This is a genomic window from Pseudomonas sp. P20 (assembly GCF_016463925.1).
GTDB classification, from domain to species: Bacteria; Pseudomonadota; Gammaproteobacteria; order Pseudomonadales; family Pseudomonadaceae; genus Pseudomonas; species Pseudomonas aeruginosa.
The window spans coordinates 241896-264995 of record NZ_JAEMVM010000009.1 but is presented as its reverse complement, the minus strand read 5'-3'; the positions used below and the strand labels follow the sequence as shown (position 1 = coordinate 264995).

Annotated in this window: 17 protein-coding genes; 13 read left to right on the top strand and 4 right to left on the bottom strand. The window is 66.7% G+C overall.

Annotation, left to right across the window (positions count from 1 at the left end):
* Positions 1–140 precede the first annotated feature (140 nt).
* Positions 141–1847: a WG repeat-containing protein gene (locus JHD77_RS13790; RefSeq protein ID WP_003100693.1), complete on the top strand. Its 1707-nt coding sequence runs from the start codon at positions 141–143 to the stop codon at positions 1845–1847.
* 78 nt (positions 1848–1925) lie between these two features.
* On the opposite strand, the gene JHD77_RS13785 is transcribed toward JHD77_RS13790, so the two are convergent.
* The 3 genes from JHD77_RS13785 to JHD77_RS13775 all read right to left on the bottom strand — a co-directional run bounded on the left by JHD77_RS13785 (position 1926) and on the right by JHD77_RS13775 (position 5677).
* Positions 1926–2729: a hypothetical protein gene (locus JHD77_RS13785; RefSeq protein WP_003113840.1), complete on the bottom strand. Its 804-nt coding sequence runs from the start codon at positions 2727–2729 to the stop codon at positions 1926–1928.
* Between the two features lie 120 nt (positions 2730–2849).
* Positions 2850–3491 carry a two-component system response regulator TtsR gene (gene ttsR / locus JHD77_RS13780; RefSeq protein ID WP_003092560.1) on the bottom strand — a complete coding sequence of 214 codons (642 nt, stop codon included), beginning with the start codon at positions 3489–3491 and terminating at the stop codon, positions 2850–2852.
* A gap of 323 nt (positions 3492–3814) precedes the next feature.
* Positions 3815–5677: an NAD(P)/FAD-dependent oxidoreductase gene (locus JHD77_RS13775; protein WP_003113842.1), complete on the bottom strand. Its 1863-nt coding sequence runs from the start codon at positions 5675–5677 to the stop codon at positions 3815–3817.
* A 321-nt stretch (positions 5678–5998) separates the two neighbouring features.
* On the opposite strand from JHD77_RS13775, the gene JHD77_RS13770 reads away from it, so the two are divergent.
* Positions 5999–6694 carry a tellurite resistance TerB family protein gene (locus tag JHD77_RS13770; RefSeq protein WP_003106298.1) on the top strand — a complete coding sequence of 232 codons (696 nt, stop codon included), beginning with the start codon at positions 5999–6001 and terminating at the stop codon, positions 6692–6694.
* 36 nt (positions 6695–6730) lie between these two features.
* Here the strand turns inward: JHD77_RS13770 and JHD77_RS13765 are convergent, their stop codons facing one another.
* Positions 6731–7636, bottom strand: a complete 906-nt coding sequence (locus tag JHD77_RS13765) for a LysR family transcriptional regulator (protein WP_003092552.1) — start codon at positions 7634–7636, stop codon at positions 6731–6733.
* Positions 7637–7808: 172 nt separating this feature from the next.
* On the opposite strand from JHD77_RS13765, the gene JHD77_RS13760 reads away from it, so the two are divergent.
* From JHD77_RS13760 to lysS, 11 genes are all read left to right on the top strand, one after another.
* Positions 7809–9482 carry a GMC family oxidoreductase gene (locus JHD77_RS13760; RefSeq protein WP_003159433.1) on the top strand — a complete coding sequence of 558 codons (1674 nt, stop codon included), beginning with the start codon at positions 7809–7811 and terminating at the stop codon, positions 9480–9482.
* Between the two features lie 108 nt (positions 9483–9590).
* Positions 9591–11210: an MFS transporter gene (locus JHD77_RS13755; RefSeq protein ID WP_003106293.1), complete on the top strand. Its 1620-nt coding sequence runs from the start codon at positions 9591–9593 to the stop codon at positions 11208–11210.
* A gap of 266 nt (positions 11211–11476) precedes the next feature.
* Positions 11477–13105, top strand: a complete 1629-nt coding sequence (wspA, locus tag JHD77_RS13750) for a Wsp signal transduction system chemoreceptor WspA (RefSeq protein ID WP_003106291.1) — start codon at positions 11477–11479, stop codon at positions 13103–13105.
* Between the two features lie 4 nt (positions 13106–13109).
* Entirely contained in the window at positions 13110–13625 is a 516-nt protein-coding gene (locus tag JHD77_RS13745) for a chemotaxis protein CheW (protein WP_003106290.1), read from the top strand.
* Entirely contained in the window at positions 13622–14890 is a 1269-nt protein-coding gene (locus JHD77_RS13740) for a CheR family methyltransferase (RefSeq protein ID WP_003122132.1), read from the top strand. The genes JHD77_RS13745 and JHD77_RS13740 overlap by 4 nt, the downstream gene beginning before the upstream one ends.
* A complete protein-coding gene (locus JHD77_RS13735) occupies positions 14883–15572 on the top strand; it encodes a chemotaxis protein CheW (protein ID WP_003103738.1) in 690 nt (229 codons plus the stop codon). The genes JHD77_RS13740 and JHD77_RS13735 overlap by 8 nt, the downstream gene beginning before the upstream one ends.
* The gene (gene wspE, locus JHD77_RS13730; RefSeq protein WP_003103736.1) at positions 15569–17878 is read left to right on the top strand and encodes a Wsp signal transduction system sensor histidine kinase WspE; all 2310 of its coding nucleotides are present in this window, start codon (positions 15569–15571) and stop codon (positions 17876–17878) included. Before JHD77_RS13735 ends, wspE begins: the two co-directional genes overlap by 4 nt.
* Positions 17875–18882 (top strand): Wsp signal transduction system protein-glutamate methylesterase WspF, encoded by a 1008-nt coding sequence (wspF, locus tag JHD77_RS13725; RefSeq protein WP_003119328.1) that lies wholly within the window; start codon positions 17875–17877, stop codon positions 18880–18882. The genes wspE and wspF overlap by 4 nt, the downstream gene beginning before the upstream one ends.
* Positions 18883–18989: 107 nt before the next feature.
* Positions 18990–20033 (top strand): Wsp signal transduction system regulator diguanylate cyclase WspR, encoded by a 1044-nt coding sequence (gene wspR / locus JHD77_RS13720; RefSeq protein WP_003103734.1) that lies wholly within the window; start codon positions 18990–18992, stop codon positions 20031–20033.
* Between the two features lie 122 nt (positions 20034–20155).
* Positions 20156–21251 (top strand): peptide chain release factor 2 gene (gene prfB / locus JHD77_RS13715; protein ID WP_010895661.1). Its coding sequence is split into 2 segments (ribosomal slippage): positions 20156–20227 and positions 20229–21251, totalling 1095 coding nucleotides; the frame shifts between segments, so codons are not numbered across the junction.
* A gap of 181 nt (positions 21252–21432) precedes the next feature.
* Positions 21433–22938: a lysine--tRNA ligase gene (lysS, locus tag JHD77_RS13710; protein ID WP_003103728.1), complete on the top strand. Its 1506-nt coding sequence runs from the start codon at positions 21433–21435 to the stop codon at positions 22936–22938.
* The last annotated feature ends 162 nt before the right edge of the window (positions 22939–23100 follow it).

The window sequence follows — 23100 nt, the reverse complement described above, 5'->3', positions numbered from 1 at the left end:
ACGGATCAGGGCATTGCCAGGCGGTCCGCGGCACGGGCATCATGCCCGCGCCTTTCCGTCGGGAAGGCTACCGCGTTCCGCGATGTCGCGCGCATCGCGGCTGGACACATATCTCAGGGATCATACGAGAACATATCCGCATGCAAAGACTGTCGCGTATCGGCCGCAACACCCTCGCCGTCTCCGTTTCCACCTTGCTCCTCAGCGCCTGCAACCAGGGCGACGATGCGCCGAAGCCTGCGGCGGTCGCGCCGCAACCGGCCGCACCGAGCATGGCTGCACTGAGCATCCCGCTATGCCTCAACGGCCAGTGCGCGGTGATCGACCAGGACGCCAAGCTGCTCGTGCCGTTCGACAACGACTACGACAATATCGTCGCCAGCGCCTACCAGGGCACCCTGATGGCGGCGCGCGAGGAGCGCTGGAACCTGATCCAGGCGAAGGACGGCAAGGTGTTGCGCGACGATATCGGCGAAGCCCTGTCGCTGCTCACCCCCAACCTCTATGGCTTCGTCCGCGATGGCAAGTACGGCGTGGTCGACGGCCAGGGCAAGGAAGTCCAGGCGCCGCGTTTCGACGACATCTACCCCAACAGTGCCAACGAATTCATCATCTACGAGATCGATGGCAAGCGCGGCATCCTCGATGCCAAGGGCAAGCAGCTCACCGAGGCGCTCTACGACACCACCCTGGTCAACGGCAGCGTCGCCGAACACGGCGGCTTGATCAGCGCCGAGCGTGGCGAGGAGAAGTGGATCATCAACCTCGCTACCGGCGAACAGAAGGCCGTGGCCTACGAGAGCCTGGGCGACCTCCACGACGGCGTGATGAGCGCCAGCGTCATCGGCAAGGGCTCCCAACTGGTGGATGCCAAGGGCGACGTGGTCGGTGACGGCAAGAGCTACGATTACCTGGGCACCCCGGCCAACGGCCTGGTCGCGTTCCGCGAGAAGTACGACAGCCCCTGTGGCTACCTCGACTACCAGGGCAAGGTGGCGATCGCCGCCCAGTTCGCCGGTTGCGGCGCCTTCGGCAAGCAGGGCGGGCTGGCCCAGCAGCGCATGGAAGATGGCTCGTCGGGCAAGTACGGCCTGATCGATCGCAGCGGCGCCTGGAAGGTGCAGCCGCAGTACGATTCGGCCGACAGCGCCGGCCTCACCGCGCTTGGCTACACCGTCGACGTGCCCGGCCTGGCTGCCGTCGGCGTGAGCACCGGCCTGTTCAGCGCCGACTTCGGCATCTTCAACCTCGACGAAGGCAGCGAGTGGGTGAAGCCGGGTTATGCGCAGATCGGCGCGCTGGGCAACGACCTGTTCGTCGTGGCGAAGAAGGGCGGGCCGCAGAAGACCGTCAGCTTCATGGGTTCGGAAAGCCAGGTGCCGGTGGTGGGCCTGATGGACCGCAGCGGCAAGATGCTGCTGGAGCCGGGCGAACTGATCAGCATCCAGTCTGCGTATGACGGTCGTTTCCTGGAAGGTCTCGACGGTATGGACAACGCTGCCCACACCGTGTTGCTCGATCGCCAGGGACGCACGCTGGTTCCAGCGCTCTGGCAGAAGCTGGAGGTGAATCCGCAGCAGGGTTACATCCTGGGCTACGAAGTCAGCGGCACTGGCGACGAGGCGACGGAAACCTTGCGCGCACTGTACGACCTGAACGGCAAGCCGCGCTTCACCGTGGCCACCACCGATTGCGGCGCCGAACAGTTGCTCGACGGCAATGGCAAGGCGATCTGGCCGCAGGACCCGACCCCGTATTGCCAGTCGGACGACGAGCAGGACGACGAAGGCGAGCCGGAGCAGGAGCCGGCGCCCGTCGAAGAGAGCGAGGAAACCAGCGAGAGCTGAGTTCCCCGAGCGCGTCCGTCCCTTGCGGCGGGCGCGCGGTTCCGCTGTTTCGCCGTGGCTGCTGGCCACGGTCTCCCCTCACTGGCGGTGCCAGAAGTCCGAATACTCCTCGAACGGGTAGCGCTCGCCGTCATAGCGCAGCGTGCGCTTCACCGTGCGCAAGGGTTTGCCGTTCTCCGTTTCGCCGTCGCTGACCCGCGAGGTGATGACCAGGTCGGCAAAGCCGTTGGAGCGTCCGCGGCCGAGTTCCAGGGTCAGGTGCGAGACTTCCTGTTCGAACCCGGGCTCGGCGGAGCAGACCGAGCCTTTCAGCGTCCTCCACTGGTCCAGGTAGGTATTGAGCACCGGCCGCAGCTTGCCTTCGCCGGCCGGCACCACCAGGGTCAGCAGGTTGTCGAAGCCGGCTTCCGGACAACTGGCGCCACGCGCCACGCTATGGAATACCACGCCGAAGGCGCGCACCGTCGGGCTCAGGCGATAGCGTGCGGTGTCCAGCCAGAGGCTGTCGCTGCCGACGGCGACGGACGCGTCTTCTTCGAAGTCGCTGTCGTAGCGTTCGAGCAGCCTGCCGCTGCGGCTGTCGGCCTTGGCCAATAGCAGATGCGGGTGGCGTTCGCCTTCCACGGCGGTGTCGCCCGGATCCAGGTAGGCCATGGCGATCACCGTCTGCGCGGGGTCGTCCGGCCAGGGCTTGCAGGCCACGGCGAGGAACGGACCGGAAGATTCGTACGAAGGGGCTATCCAGCCATCGTGGCCGACCTGCCTGGCTACGGCGTCAAGCAGTCGCGACGCGCAGGGCTGCGGTTCGCGGGCTTCGGCCTGGCTGGCGAGTCCCAGCAGCAGGAGGCAGAGTCGGGCGGAGAGGCGGCGGTTACGGTCCATGTGAAAAGAGTCCTTTGGTGGAGGCGGGCACGGAAGACGCCCGGCGCTGCGGGACATTCTAGCGGCTGCGCGGACCTTGCGAAGCGGGCTGGCGGGGCGGACATATCGCGGCCGCGCTGCTCAGGCCAGGCCGTTTTCCCGGATGTAGATAAAGAGTCCGGCATTGCTGTCCAGGCCAAGCTTGCGCATGGCGCTGCTCTTTTGCGCGCTGATGGTCTGCTTGCTGCGGCACAGTCGGATGGCGATTTCCCCGACCGCCAGGCCGCTGCCGTACAGGCGCAGCACTTCCACTTCGCGCGGGGTGAGTTGTTCGAGGCTGGCCAGCGGCTTGCCGTGCTCGGCTTCGCCCACTTCCAGCAGGTGTGCGATGGAGCGCGAGATGAATGGTCGACGGCCGGCGTGGCGGATCGCCTTGGGCAGATCGTCGAGCATGCCGCGTTTGCTCACCAGGCCGTGAATGCCCAGCTTGAGCAGGGATGAAACGAGTGCCGGGTTGCCGAGCATGGTGACGACGATGATCGGCAGGTCCGGATAGCGCCGCCGGACCTTCTGCACCAGGCGCAAGCCGTCGGCCTGCTGGCTGCCGGGCATCATCAGGTCGGTGATCAGCAGGTCGCAGGGGTGCGCTTCGAGCTGCGCCAGCAAGCCATCGGCGTCCTGGGCCTGGGCGACGATCCGCAGGTCGTCGTACGCACTCAGCAGATAGCGCATGCCGATCAGGGTGAGGGCGTGGTCGTCGACGAGGATGACGCGTGTTTTCATGAAATCGAACCCGATCGAGGTGGGGGTTTCCGCAGCGGCTACCGGCAACGCCGGCAGGCGGATAATCCGCCAGGAGGCAGCTCCGGACGGGCTCGAATTCTAGCGATGGTGTCTGTCGGTTTAATCAGGACTTTTCTGAATGCTAGTAGGAAATTTCCTATGTGTTCTCCCTAGGTTATTTCGAGGGGAGGCCGAGAAACATAGGGTCTTTGAACGGCTTTCGTGGAGTAGGGGTTGAAATCGCTGTCAGTACATTTCTGTCAGTCTTGCTGGACATCGGAAGGGCGCGACGGCAGCGCGGGTTCCGCTGCCGTCGCCGTCCTTCAACCCAGTTCGCGGACTGCCCGCACCGCCTGGTCGATGGCGGCATGGGCGTAGGCATCCCAGGCCGCATCCGAGTTGGCGATGGCGACATTGCCGACCTTGCTTCGCGCCAGTTCCATCAGCGCTTCGCTTTCCGCCTCGTCGTCGTAGAGGGTATTCATGAAGTAGGAGTAGCCGTGCGACCAGCGGTTCACGGTGATGCCGGTGATGTCGCGGCGGTGGTCGAAGCCCGCCGGGCCGAGCATGGCCTGGAGCTGGTCGCGGATGTCCTTTTCCAGTTGCTCGAAGCTCATCGCGTAGAGCTTGCTGCGGCCTACGCGAGCCTGGGTGCGGGCGTCCATGCCGGCGTTCGGGGTGGTCGGCACGTAGACCATGTGCACGCCGATCGGCTGCCGCGGGTCGCGTGGATGCCGGTAGCTGCCGAGGTCGACCGGGAAGTCCAGCTTGATCCGCGAGTAGGGCAGGGTCGGCGCGTAGATCTCGTGGATGCCGAGGGTCTTCCAGGCCTGCCAGTTGCGCAGCAATACCTTGGTGTACACCAGCGGGAACTTGACGTTCTGGCTCAGCGCGTGGGCCTGCTCCTCGGAGAGGTCGCGCAGCAGGTACGGCACCATCATGTTGTAGCAGGCCATCACGCAGTGCTTGCCGCGTACCCGGTGCAGGCGGCCGGCGCGGCTGTAGCCGACATCGACGCCGCCGGCGCGGTTGCGCACGCTGACGGCGGTGCTGTTCAGGCGCAGGCGCACCGGGTGCCCGGCGAGGTCCAGCTTCGAGTAGTCGAAGCGGGCCATGACGATGTCCTCCATGCCTCGGCCCGGCGCCACCGCGGGGATCAGGTCGCGCACCATGAGCCGAGCCAGCGAGGCGTTGCCGTCGGGGAAATGGTAGATGTACGGCTCGTCCATTTCCGCCTGGGCCTCCTCGCTGGGTTGCGGCAGGCCGAGGGCGTCGAAGCCGGGGAAGCCGGCGGCGTATGCGTCGGCCGCCGGCAGGGCGTCGGCGCCGAGGGCAGAGAAGTCGTTGCTGCGGCCCTGGAAGTACTTCACCGAGGTTTCCGAGAGCCCGACGTTCTTGAGCAGGTAGTCGCGGTAGCTGGTCTTCGCCAGGTAGGTTTCCTTCTCTTCCACGCTCTTGCCGGCAAGATAGTCGCGAGGTGACTCGTACAGCGCGATGAGCGCCTCCCGGTCTTCGCGGCTCAGCGGGAAGTCGCCGATGAAGGCGCGCCAGGAGCGGGCATTGAGACGATCGCGGGGGACCTCGTCGGCAACCATCGGCGTCGGGTCGCCGCTGACCAGCTTGTCCACGCCGAAGCTGGCCTTGTCGAAGAACACCGCGCGGGACAGGCCCAGGCCGGGGTAGAAGTCGGTGTCGAAGGCTGTCTCGAAGCGCTTGAGCTCGACGCCCAGGCGTTTCAGCAGGTGTTTGGCGTCTTCGCTATAGAGGGCGTTCGGCGATTGCAGCGACTCGCTGCCGCCGTAGCCGAGGATAGTGCGCCCGCCGGCCTGGAATTCGTTGCGCTTGGCATGGCCGCCGAAGTCGTCGTGGTTCTCGATGACCAGGATGCGCGCCGCGGGGTGCCGTTCGCGATAGAACCAGGCGGCGGCGAGGCCGCTGATGCCGCCGCCGACCACCACCAGGTCGTATTCCTCTTCGATCGGCAGGTGGTCGACATCGAAGGTCTTCTTCTCCCAGCCCATCTGGTGTGCGACTTCGAAGGCGCCCGGATGGCTACCGCGCAGGCCGGTGAGCGCGGGCGGATAGTAGCGGCCGCCGGGGGCGGCGCGGAGGATCTCGGCGGGGGTCAGGCCTGCGGCGATGGTCAGGGCTACGCCGTTCAGGAAGTCGCGGCGGGAGATGGTCATGGGAAGTCCTTTGCGAGGCAGTGGGTGGCTCGGGGGAGCCATGTTCACAGATTGCTGTTGCGAATGCGCGCGGAGCGGCTGGCGTCGGACGCCGACCCGCAGTCGCGGGCGGGCGCGGAGTTTAGAGGGCCATGCCGGCGCGTCGAAGGGCTTTCTGCTGGCACTAGGCCTCTATCTGGAGAAATGTGACATGTGTCGCGCTTTGCCACGGTGTCCGGGGAGGCCGGCAATATCTCGAAGCAAACTCCCGGCGGGCAGCGCGGACGCGAAGGGCTAGAGTCGGTCGAATCCGGTTGTTACCGAACGTCCTGGAGGTTCCTCATGAATACCCGTGGTTTGCTCGACCAATTGCTCAAGTCCGGGCAGGAAATGTTGCAGAACAAGTCCGGCGGCAAGCCCGGCGCCAGCGGCGGCGGACAGCTCGGCAGCCTGCTTTCCGGCGCTGGCGGCGGAGCCCTGGCGGCCGGCGCCATCGGCCTGCTGCTGGGAAACAAGAAGGCGCGCAAGTTCGGCGGCAAGGCGATCACCTACGGCGGCCTCGCCGCGCTCGGGGTGATCGCCTACAAGGCCTACAACAACTGGCAGCAGCAACAGAACGGCGCCGCGCCGCAGGCGCAGCCGCAGACCGTCGACCGCCTGCCGGAAGCCCAGGCCGAAGTGCATAGCCACGCGATCCTCCAGGCCATCGTCGGTGCGGCCAAGGCCGACGGCCACATCGACGAGCGCGAACGGCAGATGATCGAAGGCGAGGTGGCCAAGCTGACCAGCGACCGCGAGGTGCAGGGCTGGCTGGAGCGCGAGCTGAACAAGCCGCTGGACCCGGCCGAGATCGCCCGTGCCGCGAGCACCCCGGAGATCGCCGCGGAGATGTACCTGGCCAGCCTGCTGATGGTCGACGAGGAAAGCTTCATGGAGCGCTCCTACCTCGAGGAGCTGGCGCGGCAGCTGCGCCTGGAGCCCTCGTTCAAGCTGGAGCTGGAGAACCAGGCCAGACAGGCGCTGCAACGCCTGGCCTGAGACGGCGGAGTGTCGTTCCGCGGATAACCGCCGCCATCAGGGCGGCGGCGTTGCCGAAGGGCCGAGCAGAACCTCTCGCTCGCGCTGGCACAGCTCCAGCAGGAAGTCCCAGACCACCCGCAGGCGCACCGAGCGGTGCAACTCCCGCCGAGTGCTCATCCAGTACTCGCGCTGGATGCTTTCCTCGGGCAGCACCGGTACCAGCAACGGATCGCGGCTACCCATGAAGTGCGGCAGGATCGCCAGGCCGATGCCGGCCTGTGCCGCCTGCTGCTGGGCGACCACGCTGGTGCTGCGGAACACGACCTGCGGGTGGCGGCAGAAACTGTGGTGGAACATCAGTTCCTGGCTGAACAGCAGGTCGTCGACGTAGCCGATCCACTGGTGCCTGCCGAGGTCGTCGCGGTCGCGCAGCGGCGGCGCCTGTTCCAGGTAGGCGGGGCTGGCGAACAACGCCAGGCGATAGCGGGTCAGCAGGCGGGTGATCACCAGGTCGGCGCTCGGCCGGTCGAGGGAGATGGCGATGTCCGCTTCGCGGTTGGTGATGCTGACGAAGCGCGGCACCGAGACCAGCTCGACCTCCAGGCCCGGGTAGTGGCGCATCAATTGCGCCAGGCGCGGAGCGAGGAAGACGCTGCCGAGGCCTTCGGTGACGCCGATGCGGATCTGCCCCAGCGGCGAGATGCTCTGGCTCATTTCTTCCTGGGCGAGCAGCGCGGTGTTCTCCATCGCCTCGGCGTGCTTGAGCAGCGCCTGGCCGGCCGGAGTCAACTGGTAGCCGCCGGTGTGCTGGGCGAACAGTTGGGTGCCGAGGTCGCGCTCGATGTTCTCGATGTGCCGGGCCACCGTGGCGTGAGTGGTGCCGAGACGCTTGGCGGCGGTCAGCAGGCGACCGCTGCGCTGCAACTCGAGGAAGAAACGCAGGTCATTCCAGTCGAACATGGGGAGCGCCTTCTGCCGGGCCGAGGGGGGGGCTGTTAGAAAACGAACAATAGCTGCCCCGAAACGTTTGTTTTTTTATCGCGAATGAACGACTAGCCTCAAGCCGTTCGAGACTTGCCGGTCATCCGCAGGTCCGACGGCCCATCACAAGAACGACAAGACGAGGCTCGCCATGCCCGAGGTACTGGATACCTACGACTACCTCATCGTTGGCGCCGGACCTGCCGGCTGCCTGCTGGCCAACCGGCTTTCCGCCGACCCTGCCAACCGTGTCCTGCTGCTGGAAGCCGGCGGCCCGGACAACTATCCCTGGATCCACATTCCCGTCGGCTACCTCTACTGCATCGGCAACCCGCGTACCGACTGGTGCTTCGACACCGACGAGGTCCCCGGGCTCAACGGTCGTTCCCTGAAGTACCCGCGCGGCAAGGTGCTCGGAGGATGCTCCTCGATCAATGGCATGATCTACATGCGTGGCCAGGCCCGCGACTACGACCAGTGGGTGGCCGAAGGCAATCCGGGCTGGAGCTGGAGAGAGCTGCTGCCGCTGTTCCGCAGGATGGAGGACCATTTCGCCGGGACCAGCGAAATGCACGGCGCCGGCGGCGAATGGCGGGTAGAACGCCAGCGGCTCTCCTGGAAGCTGCTCGATGCCTTCCAGCAGGCGGCGGCGCAGACCGGCATCGCCAGCGTCGAGGATTTCAACGGTGGCGACAACGAAGGCTGCGGCTACTTCCAGGTCAACCAGCGCGGCGGGGTGCGCTGGAATGCCTCGAAAGGCTTCCTGCGCGGCATCGCCCAGCGCGCCAACCTGACGGTTCTGACCCATGCCGAAGTCCAGCGAGTGCTCCTCGAGGACGGCCGCGCCAGGGCCCTGTCGGTCCGTTGGCAGGGCCGCGAGCAGCGCTTCGAGGCGCGCCGCGAGATCGTCCTGAGCGCCGGCGCGATCGGTTCGCCGTGCCTGCTGCAACGCTCCGGGATCGGCCCGCGGGACCTGCTGGAGCGGCTCGGCGCCGGGGTCGTCCACGAGTTGCCCGGGGTCGGTGGCAATCTCCAGGATCACCTGCAGCTGCGCATGATCTACAAGGTCGACGGCGTTCCCACCCTCAACCAGATCGCCGGCAGCCTATGGGGCAAGCTGGGCATGGGCCTGCGCTACCTGGCGAGCCGCAGCGGGCCGTTGTCGATGGCGCCGAGCCAACTGGGCGCCTTCGCCCGCTCCGATCCGCAGCAGCCCTCGGCCAACCTCGAATACCATGTCCAGCCGCTCTCGCTGGATCGCTTCGGCGAGCCGCTGCATGCCTTCCCTGCGTTCACCGCGTCGGTCTGCGACCTGCGCCCGCACAGCCGGGGGACGGTGCGCATCCGCTCGCTCGACCCGGGCGAGGCGCCGTCGATCCAGCCCAACTACCTGAGCGATCCGCGCGACCTGAAGGTCGCCGCCGACGCCATACGCCTGACCCGCCGCATCGCCGCCGCACCGGCGCTGGCCGCCTTCCGTCCGCAGGAATACAAGCCCGGCCCGGAATACCGCAGCGAAGAGGATCTGCAGCGCGCTGCGGCGGAGATCGGCACCACCATCTTCCACCCTGCCGGCACCTGCCGCATGGGCCAGGGGCCGCAAGCGGTGGTGGATGCGCAATTGAGGGTGCACGGAATCCCCGGCCTGCGCATCGCCGATGCCTCGATCATGCCCAGCCTGACCTCCGGCAACACCTGTTCGCCGGTGCTGGTAATCGCCGAGAAGGCGGCGCAGATGATTCTCGCCGAGCGCCGCCGCGAGGCCGCGCCGCAGGTCGTCGAAAGCGCCATGGCGGCCGGCGGCAAGGAGGCGGTGGAGGCCTGAGGATCGCTACACCCCGTATCGCGTGGCGCCCGGCGCCGCAGCGGTCGACGCTGAAAACGGAAATGGCAGACAACAATAAGAGCCCCCACAAGGGGCGGGAGAGCCGCAATGACCGAGTACGCAACGACCCCTTCCTACACAGTGCCTGCGACCACGCCCCAGGAGGAGCGCAAGGTGATCTTCGCCTCCTCGCTGGGCACGGTCTTCGAGTGGTACGACTTCTTCCTCTACGGCGCCCTGGCGGCGGTGATCAGCAAGCAGTTCTTCGCCGGCGTCAACGACACCACGGCCTTCATCTTCGCCCTGATGGCCTTCGCCGCCGGCTTCCTGGTGCGGCCCTTCGGCGCGCTGGTGTTCGGCCGCCTGGGCGACATGATCGGGCGCAAGTACACCTTCCTGGTGACCATCCTGTTGATGGGGTTGTCGACCTTCGCTGTCGGCCTGCTGCCCACCTATGCCTCGATCGGGGTCGCCGCGCCGATCATCCTGGTCACCTTGCGCATGCTCCAGGGCCTGGCCCTGGGCGGCGAGTACGGCGGCGCGGCGATCTATGTCGCCGAGCACGCCCCGGCGAACAAGCGCGGTAGCTACACCAGTTGGATCCAGTCCACCGCGACCCTCGGCCTGTTGCTCTCGCTGCTGGTGATCCTGGCCTGTCGCCAGTTGACCGGCGACGAGTTCGAGACCTGGGGCTGGCGCCTGCCATTCCTGCTGTCCATCGTCCTGCTGGGCATCTCCACCTGGATCCGCCTGTCCATGCGCGAGTCGCCAGCGTTCCTCAAGATGAAGGCCGAGGGCAAGGTCAGCAAGGCGCCGCTGCGCGAGTCCTTCACCCAGTGGGGCAACCTGAAGGTGGTGCTGACCGCGCTGTTCAGCATCAATGCCGGCCAGGCGGTGACCTTCTACACGGCGCAGTTCTACGTGCTGTTCTTCCTTACCCAGGTGCTCAAGGTCGATGGCGGCACCGCCAACGGTCTGCTGATCGTCGCCCTGGTGCTTGGCGCGCCGTTCTTCATCGTCGCCGGCTGGCTGTCCGACCGCATCGGCCGCAAGCCGGTGCTGCTGGCCGGCCTGTTGCTCGCCACGCTGTTCTACTTCCCGCTGTTCAAGGGCCTGACCCACTACGCCAACCCGGCCATCGACCAGGCCAGCCGGCAGTCGCCGATCAGCGTGGTGGCCGACCCGGCGACCTGCACTTTCCAGTTCGACCCGGTAGGCAAGGCGACCTTCGACAGCCCCTGCGACAAGGTCAAGACCTTCCTGGTCAAGGCCGGCCTGCCCTACTCGACGGTGGCGGCGCCCGCCGGCAGCGACGTCAGGGTGCGGATCGGCGAGACCGAGATCGCCGGCTTCGACGCCGAAGCGATGGCGGCCGCGGTGAAGACGGCAGGCTATCCGCAGCAGGCCGACGGCAGCCAGGTGAACAAGCCGATGGTGATCGCCATCATCTTCGCCCTGGTACTGATCTCCACCCTCTGCTACGGCCCGCTGGCGGCGCTGATGGTCGAACTGTTCCCGACCCGCATCCGCTATTCCTCGCTGTCCCTGCCGTACCACATCGGCAATGGCTGGTTCGGCGGCTTCCTGCCCACGGTCTCGTTCGCCCTGGTGGTGTACACCGGCGACATCTTCTACGGCCTCTGGTATCCGGTGCTGATCACCGGCGGTAGCCTGGTCTGCGCCTTGCTGTTCCTCCGCGAAACCCGCCATACCGACATCCACCGGTGAAATCGCGCCCCGTTCCCGGCATGGGGACGGGGCGCACATTCCCTCCGTGATGAGCCTGTCTTCTCAGAAAAGTCTGGCTTGCCAGTTTTCTTTCTTTCTCTTTCTGCCACACTTCTGGCGTCAAAAAACGCCTTTCCAGCGCCTACAATAGCGGGAAAACCCTATGGCGCTGCTTGCCGGTGCCGGGGACGGCCTATACAGTCCGCGCGATTGACGGGCCGTTGTGGCGGCAGGAACGAATCCGGACTCGAGTCTTGGGGAAAAATGTGAAGAACTGGACTGTTCGCCAGCGAATCCTGGCAAGTTTCGCCGTGATCATCGCGATCATGCTGCTGATGGCCGCTACTGCGTACGTGAAGATGTTGACGGTGGAAAAGGGCGCCTACCGTGTCCAGGACGACGCCATGCCGGGGATGTACTTCATCACGCTGGTACGCAGTTCGTGGACCGACAACTACTTGCAGACCCAGGAACTGTTCGGCATCACCGACGACCACGAGCTGAGCAAGGCCGAGGCCGACAGTATCCTCGCCAGCGAGGAGCGCCTGGACCAGCAGATCGCCTCCTACCAGAAGACCATGAACCCGGACGAGGCCCGCGACCACGAGTTGCTCGCCGGTTTCCAGGCCGTGCGCAAGAACTACCTGGAGCAGCACGACAAGGTGCTCGAGCTTTACCGCGAGAAGCGCTTCGAGGAAGCCGGCAAGCTCGTCGCCGGCCCGTTGACCGAGCACTGGCGCGAGGGCCGCAAGTACCTCAACGAGATGATCGAGCTGAACAAGGACATCGCCGACCGCGCCTCGGACAACATCGTAAACGCGGTGGACGATGCCGAACTGAGCATGCTGGTGACCCTGCTGCTGGCGGTGGTGGTAGCCGGCATCTGCGGGTTCCTGCTGTTGCGGGCGATCACCCAGCCGATCCAGAAGATCGTCCGCAGCCTCGACCTGATGGCCGGTGGCGACCTCACCGCACGCCTGAACCTCGGCCGGCGTGACGAATTCGGCGCCATCGAGACCGGTTTCAACGGCATGGCCGAAGAGCTCAAGGGCCTGGTGTCGCAGGCCCAGCGTTCTTCGGTGCAGGTCACCACCTCGGTCACCGAGATCGCCGCGACCTCCAAGCAGCAGCAGGCCACCGCCACCGAAACCGCCGCGACCACCACGGAGATCGGCGCCACTTCTCGCGAGATCGCCGCCACCTCGCGCGACCTGGTGCGGACCATGAGCGAAGTCTCCGGCGCCGCCGAGCAGACGTCGACCCTGGCCGGTTCCGGCCAGTTGGGCCTGGCGCGCATGGAGGAAACCATGCACCACGTGATGGGCGCGGCCGACCTGGTCAACGCCAAGCTGGCGATCCTCAACGAGAAGGCCGGCAACATCAACCAGGTGGTCACCACCATCGTCAAGGTCGCCGACCAGACCAACCTGCTCTCGCTGAACGCCGCCATCGAGGCGGAGAAAGCCGGCGAGTACGGCCGCGGGTTCGCCGTGGTGGCCACCGAGGTGCGCCGGCTGGCGGACCAGACCGCGGTCGCCACCTACGACATCGAGCAGATGGTGCGCGAGATCCAGTCGGCGGTATCGGCCGGGGTGATGGGCATGGACAAGTTCTCCGAGGAGGTCCGCCGCGGTATCGCCGAGGTCGGCCAGGTCGGCGAGCAACTGTCGCAGATCATTCAGCAGGTGCAGGCGCTGGCGCCGCGGGTGCAGATGGTCAACGAGGGTATGCAGGCCCAGGCTACCGGTGCCGAGCAGATCAACCAGGCGCTGGTGCAACTGGGCGAGGCCACCGGGCAGACCGTGGAGTCGCTGCGCCAGGCCAGCTTCGCCATCGATGAGCTGAACCTGGTGGCGAACGGGCTGCGCAACGGCGTATCCCGCTTCAAAGTCTGAGGCTGTGACCGTGTCCCGCTCCACCGGCGATCATCGACGCACCAGCAAGCTGTTCCTGCTGTTCCGCATGGAAGGCGACCGCTATGCCCTGGATGCCCGCGAAGTGGTCGAAGTGCTGCCGCTGCTGCGCCTGAAGCGCATTCCGGAGGCGCCGGAATGGGTCGCCGGGGTGTTCTCCCATCGCGGCGTCCTGGTCCCGGTGCTCGACCTCTGCGCAATGGCCTTCGGCCGCGCGGCGCTGGCCCGCACCAGCACGCGCATCGTGCTGGTCGAATACCGCGCCCGCCAGGACCGGGAGCCGGTCTGGCTCGGACTGATCCTCGAACAGGCCACCGATACCCTGCGCTGCGAACCGTCGGCGTTCCGCGACTATGGCCTGGACAACGGCGGGGCCCGCTATCTCGGTCCGGTCTATGAAGGACCACGGGGACTGGTGCAATGGGTGCGGGTCGAGGCATTGCTGCCCGACGAAGTGCGCGCCCTGCTGTTCCCGCCGGAGTGCGGCGAGGGGACGGCATGAACGATCGCTTCGAACGCCTGCTCAAGAGCAGGATCGGCCTGGATGCCAGCTCGGTGGGCAGCGCGGTGATCGAGCGCGCGGTACGCCAGCGCATGAGCGGCCTCGCGCTGCACGACGAGGACGAATACTGGATGCGCCTGAACGGCTCGCCGGGCGAGGTGCAGGCGCTGATCGAAGCGGTGGTGGTGCCGGAGACCTGGTTCTTCCGCTACCCGGAGTCGTTCACCACCCTCGCCAGGCTGGCCTTCGAGCGCCTGCCGAGCCTGGGCGGCGGACGCGCGCTAAGGATCCTCAGCCTGCCCTGTTCCACCGGCGAGGAGCCGTATTCCATCGTCATGGCCTTGCTCGATGCCGGGCTCTCCGAGTACCTGTTCGAGGTCGACGCCCTGGACGTCAGTGCTCGGGTGATCGAGCGCGCCAGCCTCGGGGTGTACGGCAGGAATTCCTTTCGCGGCGACGAACTGGGGTTTCGCGACCGCCATTTCAGCGAGGTTGCCGAGGGCTACCAGTTGGCCGAGCAGGTTCGCCGCAAGGTGCGCTTCCGCTGCGGCAATTTGCTCGATCCCGGGCTACTGGCGGGCGAGGCACCCTACGATTTCGTGTTCTGTCGCAACCTGCTGATCTATTTCGACCGCCCGACCCAGAGCGAGGTGGTCGAGGTGCTCAAGCGCCTGTTGCGGTCGGACGGCGCGATGTTCATCGGTCCGGCCGAGGCGAGCCTGCTCAGCCAGCACGGCATGCAGCCGATCGGCGTGCCGCTGTCTTTCGTGTTCCGCCGGACCAGCGAGGCGCCCCGCGGCGCGCGGCCCAAGGCGGTGAGCGACGGAGCGCGCCCGGTCGTTGCCGCCGCCGTGGAGCGTGCGAGTATTCGGCCTTCGCCGCCGCCACCGGCGAAACCGCGCCAGCGGCTGTCCAGCCTGGTTCCGCCAGCCAGCGGCCAGCCCCTCGCCAGTCCCGTCGGCGAGTTCGACGAAATCGCCCGCCTGGCGGATGCCGGCCAGCACCGCGAGGCGCGCGCCGCCTGCGAGCGCCAACTGGCCGCGCGTGGGCCGTCGGCCACGGTCTTCTACTGGCTCGGGCTGCTCAGCGATGTCGCCGGGCAGGAGCAGGAAGCCCAGGATTTCTACCGCAAGGCCCTGTACCTGGAGCCGCAGCACGCCGAGGCGCTGGCGCACCTGGCGGCGCTGCTCGCCGCTCGCGGCGACCATGCCGGCGCCCGGCGCCTGCAGCAACGTGCGGCCCGTGGAGTGAACAAAGATGGTTGAGGCGAGCCTGACCTTGCTCGATACCCAACAGGTGGATGACTGCTGGAACCGCATCGGCGTGCATGGCGACAAGTCCTGCGAACGCCTGGCCGAGCATGTCCATTGCCGCAACTGCGAGGTTTACGCTGCCGCGGCGACCTACTTGCTGGACCGCATCGCCCTGCGCCAGGACCAGCTCGACAGCGCCGAAACGATGGACAGCCAGCGCGAACAGAGCGACCTCGGCGAGACGCGTTCGATCCTGGTGTTCCGCCTGGGCGAAGAGTGGTTCGGCCTGGCCACCGGCAGCCTGGTGGAAGTGGCGCCGATGAATCCTATCCATTCCCTGCCGCACCAGCGCTCGCGCGCCCTGCAAGGGGTGACCAACGTGCGCGGCGCGCTGGTCGCCTGCCTTTCCCTCGGCGAACTGCTGGATCTCGAACCCGGCGCCGCGCCGGTCAGCGAGCGCCGGGTGGTTCCGCGCATGCTGATCATTTCCGCCGCCGGCGGTCCGGTGGTGGCGCCGGTGGAGGAAGTCGACGGCATCCATGCGATTCCGCTGGCGCGGATACTGCCGCCCAACCACGCCGACGGCCAGGCCTCGCGCCGGCACGTGGCCGGCGTGCTGCAATGGCGCGAGCGGAGCATCACCCTGCTCGACGAAGGCCCTCTCCTGCAAGCCGTAGCGCGGAGCCTGGCATGACCCCGGACCAGATGAGAGACGCGTCGCTGCTCGAGCTGTTCCGGCTCGAGGCGGAGGCCCAGACCCAGGTGCTCAACGCCGGCCTGATGGCGCTGGAGCGCAGCCCGACCCAGGCCGACCAACTGGAAGCCTGCATGCGCGCCGCGCACTCGCTGAAAGGCGCGGCGCGGATCGTCGGGCTGGACGCCGGCGTGCGCGTGGCGCACGTCATGGAGGATTGCCTGGTGGAGGCGCAGGACGGACGCCTGCTCCTGCAATCGGAACATATCGATGCGTTGCTCCAGGGCTGCGACCTGTTGCTGCGTATCGGCACCCCGCCAGCCGGCGACGCAGGCTGGGCCGAAGGCGCCGGGCGGGAAGAGATCGACGGCCTGGTGCTGCGCCTCGAAGGCCTGGTGCGCAGCGGCCTGCCGCTGGCCCGCGCGGAGCTGCCGGCGACGACTCCCGGTCTGCCGGAAGCGGTCCCCGAGGCGCCGCCAGCGGCGTCAGCGGCCGCCAGCGACGACAACGACGAGGAGCCCGCCGGGCAGGCGGGCGGCGAACAGGCCGAGGAGCGCCGCAGCCGGGTCCTGCGGGTCACCGCCGAACGCCTGGACCGGCTGCTGGATATCTCCAGCAAGTCGCTGGTGGAGTTCCAGCGCATCAAGCCGCTGGCCGATTCCCTGCAACGCCTGCGTCGCCTGCAGTCCAGCGCCAGCCGCGCGCTCGACGTGGTACGCGAGACGGTCCAGGAAACCGCCCTCGACCCGCAGGCCCAGGCCATGCTCGGCGAGGCGCGGCAACTGATTGGCGAATGCCAGCAGATGCTGGTGCAGCACATCGCCGATCTCGACGAGTTCGCCTGGCAGGGCGGCCAGCGTGCCCAGGTGCTCTACGACGCGGCGCTGGCCTCGCGGATGCGGCCATTCGCCGACGTCCTTAGCGGCCAGGCGCGGATGGTTCGCGACCTGGGCCGCTCGCTGGGCAAGCAGGTGCGCCTGCTGGTCGAGGGCGAAAGCACCCAGGTCGACCGGGATGTCCTGGAAAAACTCGAAGCGCCGCTCACCCACCTGCTACGCAATGCCGTCGATCACGGTATCGAGGCGCCGGAAACCCGCCTCGCCGCCGGCAAGCCGGCCGAGGGCAGGATCACCATCCGCGCCCGCCACCACGCCGGCATGCTGGTCCTGGAACTGAGCGACGACGGCGGCGGCATCGATCTGCAGCGCCTGCGCGAGACCGTGCTCAATCGCCAGTTCGCCACCGCCGAGACCGTGGCGCAACTGAGCGAGGAGGAACTCCTGGCGTTTCTCTTCCTGCCCGGCTTCAGCATGCGCGAGCAGGTCACCGAGGTGTCCGGTCGCGGCGTCGGACTGGACGCCGTGCAGCACATGGTCCGCCAGTTGCGCGGCGGCGTGCGCATGGAGCAACGCCAGGGGCAGGGAGCGCTGTTTCACGTCGAGGTGCCGCTGACCCTGTCCGTGGTGCGCAGCCTGGTGGTGGAGATCGGCGAGGAGGCCTACGCCTTCCCGCTGGCGCACATCGAGCGCATGTGCGAGCTGGAAGCGGAGGAGATCGTCCAGCTCGAAGGTCGCCAGCACTTCTGGTACGAGGGTCGCCATGTCGGCCTGGTCTCGGCTGCGCAACTGCTGCAGCGGCCCGAGAGCAGCCGCACCGAAGGGGCCATCCCGGTAGTGGTGGTGCGCGACCGCGATGCGGTCTACGGCGTCGCCGTGGAGCGTTTCGTCGGCGAGCGTACCCTGGTGGTGATGCCTCTCGATCCGCGCCTGGGCAAGGTGCGCGACGTTTCCGCCGGCGCCTTGCTGGACGACGGTTCGCCGGTGCTGATCCTGGACGTCGAGGACCTCCTGCATTCGGTCGGCAAGCTGCTCAGCAGCGGCCGCCTGGAGCGCATCGATCGCAGCCGGCGGCAGGCCGGCGGGGCGCAACGCAAGCGCATCCTGGTGGTCGACGACTCGCTCACGGTGCGTGAGCTGGAACGCAAGCTCCTGCTCGGCCGCGGCTACGACGTGGCAGTGGCGGTGGATGGCATGGACGGCTGGAACGCCCTGCGCTCGGAGCATTTCGACCTGCTCATCACCGATATCGACATGCCGCGCATGGACGGTATCGAACTGGTCACCCTGGTGCGTCGCGACAGCCGCCTGCAGTCGCTGCCGGTGATGGTGGTGTCCTACAAGGATCGTGAGGAGGACCGTCGGCGCGGTCTCGACGCCGGCGCCGACTATTATCTGGCGAAGGCCAGTTTCCACGATGAGGCCTTGCTGGATGCCGTCGTCGTCCTGATCGGAGAAGCACAGGGTTGAGGATCGGAATCGTCAATGACATGCCGTTGGCCGTCGAGGCGCTGCGCCGCGCGCTGGCCTTCGAGCCGCAGCACCAGATCGTCTGGGTCGCCAGCAACGGTGCCGAGGCGGTGACCCAGTGCGCCGCCGATACGCCCGACGTGGTGCTGATGGACCTGCTCATGCCGGTGATGGACGGCGTCGAGGCAACTCGTCGGATCATGGCGGAAAGTCCTTGCGCGATCGTGATTGTTACCGTCGATATCGAGCAGAATGTGCACCGGGTTTTCGAAGCGATGGGATATGGGGCGCTCGATGCGGTGAACACGCCGGCGCTGGGCATCGGCAACCCGCAAACGGCGGCGGCGCCGTTGTTGCGCAAGATTCAGAACGTCGGCTGGCTGATCGGCCAGCGCGATAACCGTGGCAAGGTCCAGGTGGTGCCGCCGAAGGCCGGCGGGGCGCGCCAGCGTCTGGTGGCGATCGGCGCTTCGGCTGGCGGTCCGGCGTCGCTCGCGGTGTTGCTCAAGCAACTGCCGGCCAGTTTCAATGCCGCAGTGGTGCTGGTGCAGCATGTCGACGAGGTCTTCGCCGCCGGCATGGCCGAATGGCTGGCCAGCGAATCGAAGCTGCCGGTACGCCTGGCGCGCGATGGCGAGCCGCCGATACCGGGGCAGATCCTGCTGGCGGGGACCAACAATCACATCCGCCTGCTGCGCAACGGTTCGCTGGTGTACACCGCCGAACCGCGTTCTTTCGTCTACCGGCCGTCCATCGACGTGTTTTTCGAGAGCGTGGCGAATTATTGGCGTGGCGATGCCGTGGGCGTGCTGCTGACCGGCATGGGCCGCGACGGCGCCCAGGGCCTCAAGCAGATGCGCGAGCGCGGTTTCCTCACCATCGCCCAGGACCAGGCCAGTTGCGCGGTCTACGGGATGCCGAAGGCCGCGGCGGCGATCGATGCAGCGGTGCAGATCCTTTCCCTGGAAAAGATCGCCCCGCGCCTGGCGGAGGTATTCAATTAGCCGGGCGCGAGTCCGGCCAGGCGCCAGGGTAGGCGCCGGCGCCCGCCGCGGCGGTGCGTGGAACAGCATTCAATTTGATACGAGGGGCCCCGGTCCCGGAGAGAAACATGCACAACCCTCATGAGAGCAAGACCGACCTGGGCGCCCCTCTGGACGGCGCGGTCATGGTACTGCTTGTCGATGATCAGGCCATGATCGGAGAGGCTGTGCGTCGCTCACTGGCGAGCGAGGCGGGCATCGACTTCCATTTCTGTTCCGATCCGCAGCAGGCGGTGGCGGTGGCCAACCAGATCAAGCCGACGGTGATCCTCCAGGACCTGGTGATGCCCGGCGTCGACGGCCTCACGCTGCTCGCTGCCTACCGCGGCAACCCGGCGACCCGCGACATCCCGATCATCGTCCTGTCGACCAAGGAAGAGCCGACGGTGAAGAGCGCGGCGTTCGCCGCCGGCGCCAACGACTACCTGGTCAAGCTGCCGGACGCCATCGAGCTGGTGGCGCGGATCCGCTACCACTCGCGTTCGTACATCGCCCTGCAGCAACGCGACGAGGCCTATCGGGCGCTGCGCGAGAGCCAGCAGCAGTTGCTGGAGACCAACCTGGTGCTGCAGCGGCTGATGAACTCCGACGGCCTGACCGGGCTCTCCAACCGTCGTCACTTCGACGAATACCTGGAGATGGAGTGGCGCCGCTCGCTGCGCGAGCAGTCGCAACTGTCGCTGCTGATGATCGACGTGGACTATTTCAAGAGCTACAACGACACCTTCGGCCACGTCGCCGGCGACGAGGCCCTGCGCCAGGTCGCCGGGGCCATCCGCGAGGGCTGCAGTCGCTCCTCGGACCTGGCGGCTCGGTACGGCGGCGAGGAGTTCGCCATGGTCCTCCCGGGCACCTCGCCGGGCGGCGCACGGTTGCTGGCGGAGAAGGTCCGGCGCACGGTGGAGAGCCTGCAGATCAGCCACGACCAGCCACGCCCGGGCTCGCACCTGACCGTCAGCATCGGCGTCAGCACCCTGGTGCCGGGCGGCGGCGGGCAAACCTTCCGGGTTCTCATCGAGATGGCCGACCAGGCGCTCTACCAGGCCAAGAACAATGGCCGCAACCAGGTCGGCCTGATGGAACAGCCGGTGCCGCCGGCCCCGGCGGGCTGAGCGGCGCGCGGCGGCCATGCGTCGCCGGCCGGCATTAAATAGAGGCCGGCGTACTGCCTGTGGGGCGCAAGTGCAGTATACTTCGCAGCTTTTCGACGTTTTCCCGCGAGTGAGCGCCAGCCATGGAAATCAACCCGATCCTCAACAGCATCAAGGACCTCTCCGAGCGCACCCAGACCATTCGGGGGTATCTTTGACTACGATCAGAAGCATGATCGCCTGGTCGAAGTAAACCGCGAGCTCGAAGACCCCAACGTCTGGAACAACCCCGAATACGCCCAGAACCTCGGCCGCGAGCGCGCCCAGCTGGCGCAGGTGGTGGAAACCCTGGACGACCTGACCAGCGGCCTGGCCGACTCCCGCGACCTGCTGGACATGGCGGTCGAGGAAGACGACGAGGGTGCCGTCGACGACGTTGCCAACGAAGTCGAGCGTCTGCGCGAGATCCTCGAGAAGCTGGAGTTCCGCCGCATGTTCAGCGGCGAGATGGACCCGAACAACGCCTACCTGGACATCCAGGCCGGCTCCGGTGGCACCGAGGCCCAGGACTGGGCCAACATGCTGCTGCGCATGTACCTGCGCTGGGCCGACAAGCACGGCTTCGACGCCACTATCATCGAGCTGTCCGAGGGCGAGGTCGCCGGCATCAAGGGCGCCACCGTGCACATCAAGGGCGAGTACGCCTTCGGCTGGCTGCGCACCGAGATCGGCGTGCACCGCCTGGTGCGCAAGAGTCCGTTCGACTCCGGCAACCGTCGCCACACCTCGTTCACCGCGGTGTTCGTATCGCCGGAAATCGACGACAACATCGAGATCGAGATCAACCCGGCCGACCTGCGCATCGATACCTACCGCTCCTCCGGCGCGGGCGGTCAGCACGTGAACACCACCGATTCGGCGGTGCGGATCACCCACGTGCCGACCAATACCGTGGTGGCGTGCCAGAACGAACGCTCCCAGCACGCCAACAAGGACACCGCGATGAAGATGCTGCGGGCCAAGTTGTACGAGCTGGAAATGCAGAAGCGTACCGCCGCGTCCCAGGCCCTGGAGGACTCCAAGTCCGACATCGGCTGGGGCCACCAGATCCGCTCCTACGTGCTCGACCAGTCGCGGATCAAGGACCTGCGTACCGGTATCGAGCGCAGCGACTGCGACAAGGTGCTCGACGGCGATCTAGACGAATACCTCGAAGCCAGCCTCAAACAGGGGCTGTAAAGCTGCTGCGCCTGGCCAGGCCGCGTTGGAAAATGGTTCGGACTGCTCGTTTTTTTATGATCGTGAACTCCGTGTCCTCGCCATTTCCCGCCTTGCCTGGCCGGCGTTCGCTACGCTTTTCGCCCCTGTTGCGCAATCCGTTTCCACAGGCAAGAGAGCCTAACCAGGAACCACCAAGACCATGAGCGACCAACAACTCGACCAGCACGAACTGCAACAGGAAGAAAACAAGCTGATCGCCCAGCGCAAGGAAAAACTTGCCGCCGTGCGCGAAGCCCGGGCCATCGCCTTCCCCAACGACTTCCGCCGCGACGCCTACTTCGCGGACCTGCAGAAACAGTACGCCGACAAGACCAAGGAAGAGCTGGAAGCCGCAGCGATCCCGGTCAAGGTGGCCGGTCGGATCATGCTCAACCGCGGTTCCTTCATCGTCCTCCAGGACAGCAGCGAGCGCCTGCAGGTCTACGTCAACCGCAAGACCCTGCCGGAAGAAACCCTGGCCGAGATCAAGACCTGGGACCTGGGCGACATCATCGGCGCCGAAGGCGTGCTGGCCCGCTCGGGCAAGGGCGACCTGTACGTCGACATGACCAGCGTGCGCCTGCTGACCAAGTCGCTGCGTCCGCTGCCGGACAAGCACCATGGCCTGACCGACACCGAGCAGCGCTACCGCCAGCGCTACGTCGACCTGATGGTCAACGAGGAAACCCGCCACACCTTCCGCGTGCGTTCCCAGGTCATCGCCCACATCCGCCGTTTCCTCAGCGAGCGCGGTTTCCTCGAAGTGGAGACCCCGATGCTGCAGACCATCCCCGGCGGCGCCGCGGCCAAGCCGTTCGAGACCCATCACAACGCGCTGGACATGGCCATGTTCCTGCGCATCGCCCCGGAGCTGTACCTCAAGCGCCTGGTGGTCGGCGGTTTCGAGAAGGTCTTCGAGATCAACCGCAACTTCCGTAACGAAGGCGTCTCGACCCGGCACAACCCCGAGTTCACCATGCTCGAGTTCTACCAGGCCTACGCCGACTACGAAGACAACATGGACCTGACCGAGGAACTGTTCCGCGAACTGGCCCAGGCGGTACTCGGTACCACCGACGTGCCCTACGGCGACAAGGTCTTCCACTTCGGCGAGCCGTTCGTGCGCCTGTCGGTGTTCGATTCGATCCTCAAGTACAACCCGGAGATCACCGCCGCCGACCTCAACGACGTCGAGAAGGCGCGGGCCATCGCCAAGAAGGCCGGCGCCAAGGTCCTCGGCCACGAAGGCCTGGGCAAGCTGCAGGTGATGATTTTCGAGGAACTGGTGGAGCACAAGCTGGAGCAGCCGCACTTCATCACCCGCTACCCCTTCGAGGTTTCGCCGCTGGCCCGCCGCAACGACGAAGACCCGAGCGTCACCGACCGCTTCGAGCTGTTCATCGGCGGCCGCGAGATCGCCAATGCCTATTCCGAGCTGAACGACGCCGAGGACCAGGCCGAGCGCTTCATGTTGCAGGTCAAGGAGAAGGACGCCGGCGACGACGAGGCGATGCACTACGACGCCGACTTCATCAATGCCCTGGAATACGGCATGCCGCCGACCGCCGGCGAAGGCATCGGCATCGACCGCCTGGTGATGCTGCTGACCAACTCGCCGTCGATCCGCGACGTGATCCTGTTCCCGCACATGCGCCCGCAGGCCTGAGCGCCGCAACAGTCCATGGAAAAGCCGCCTTCGGGCGGTTTTTTCATGGCCGCGCGGTGTCCCGGCCGCCGGGCCAGGGGCCGATAGCCGCCGATCCGCCGGCTGACCACGGAAGGTGCGGGTGGGATCGGAGCTTCCCCGATAGCGGCCGATTGATTCCAC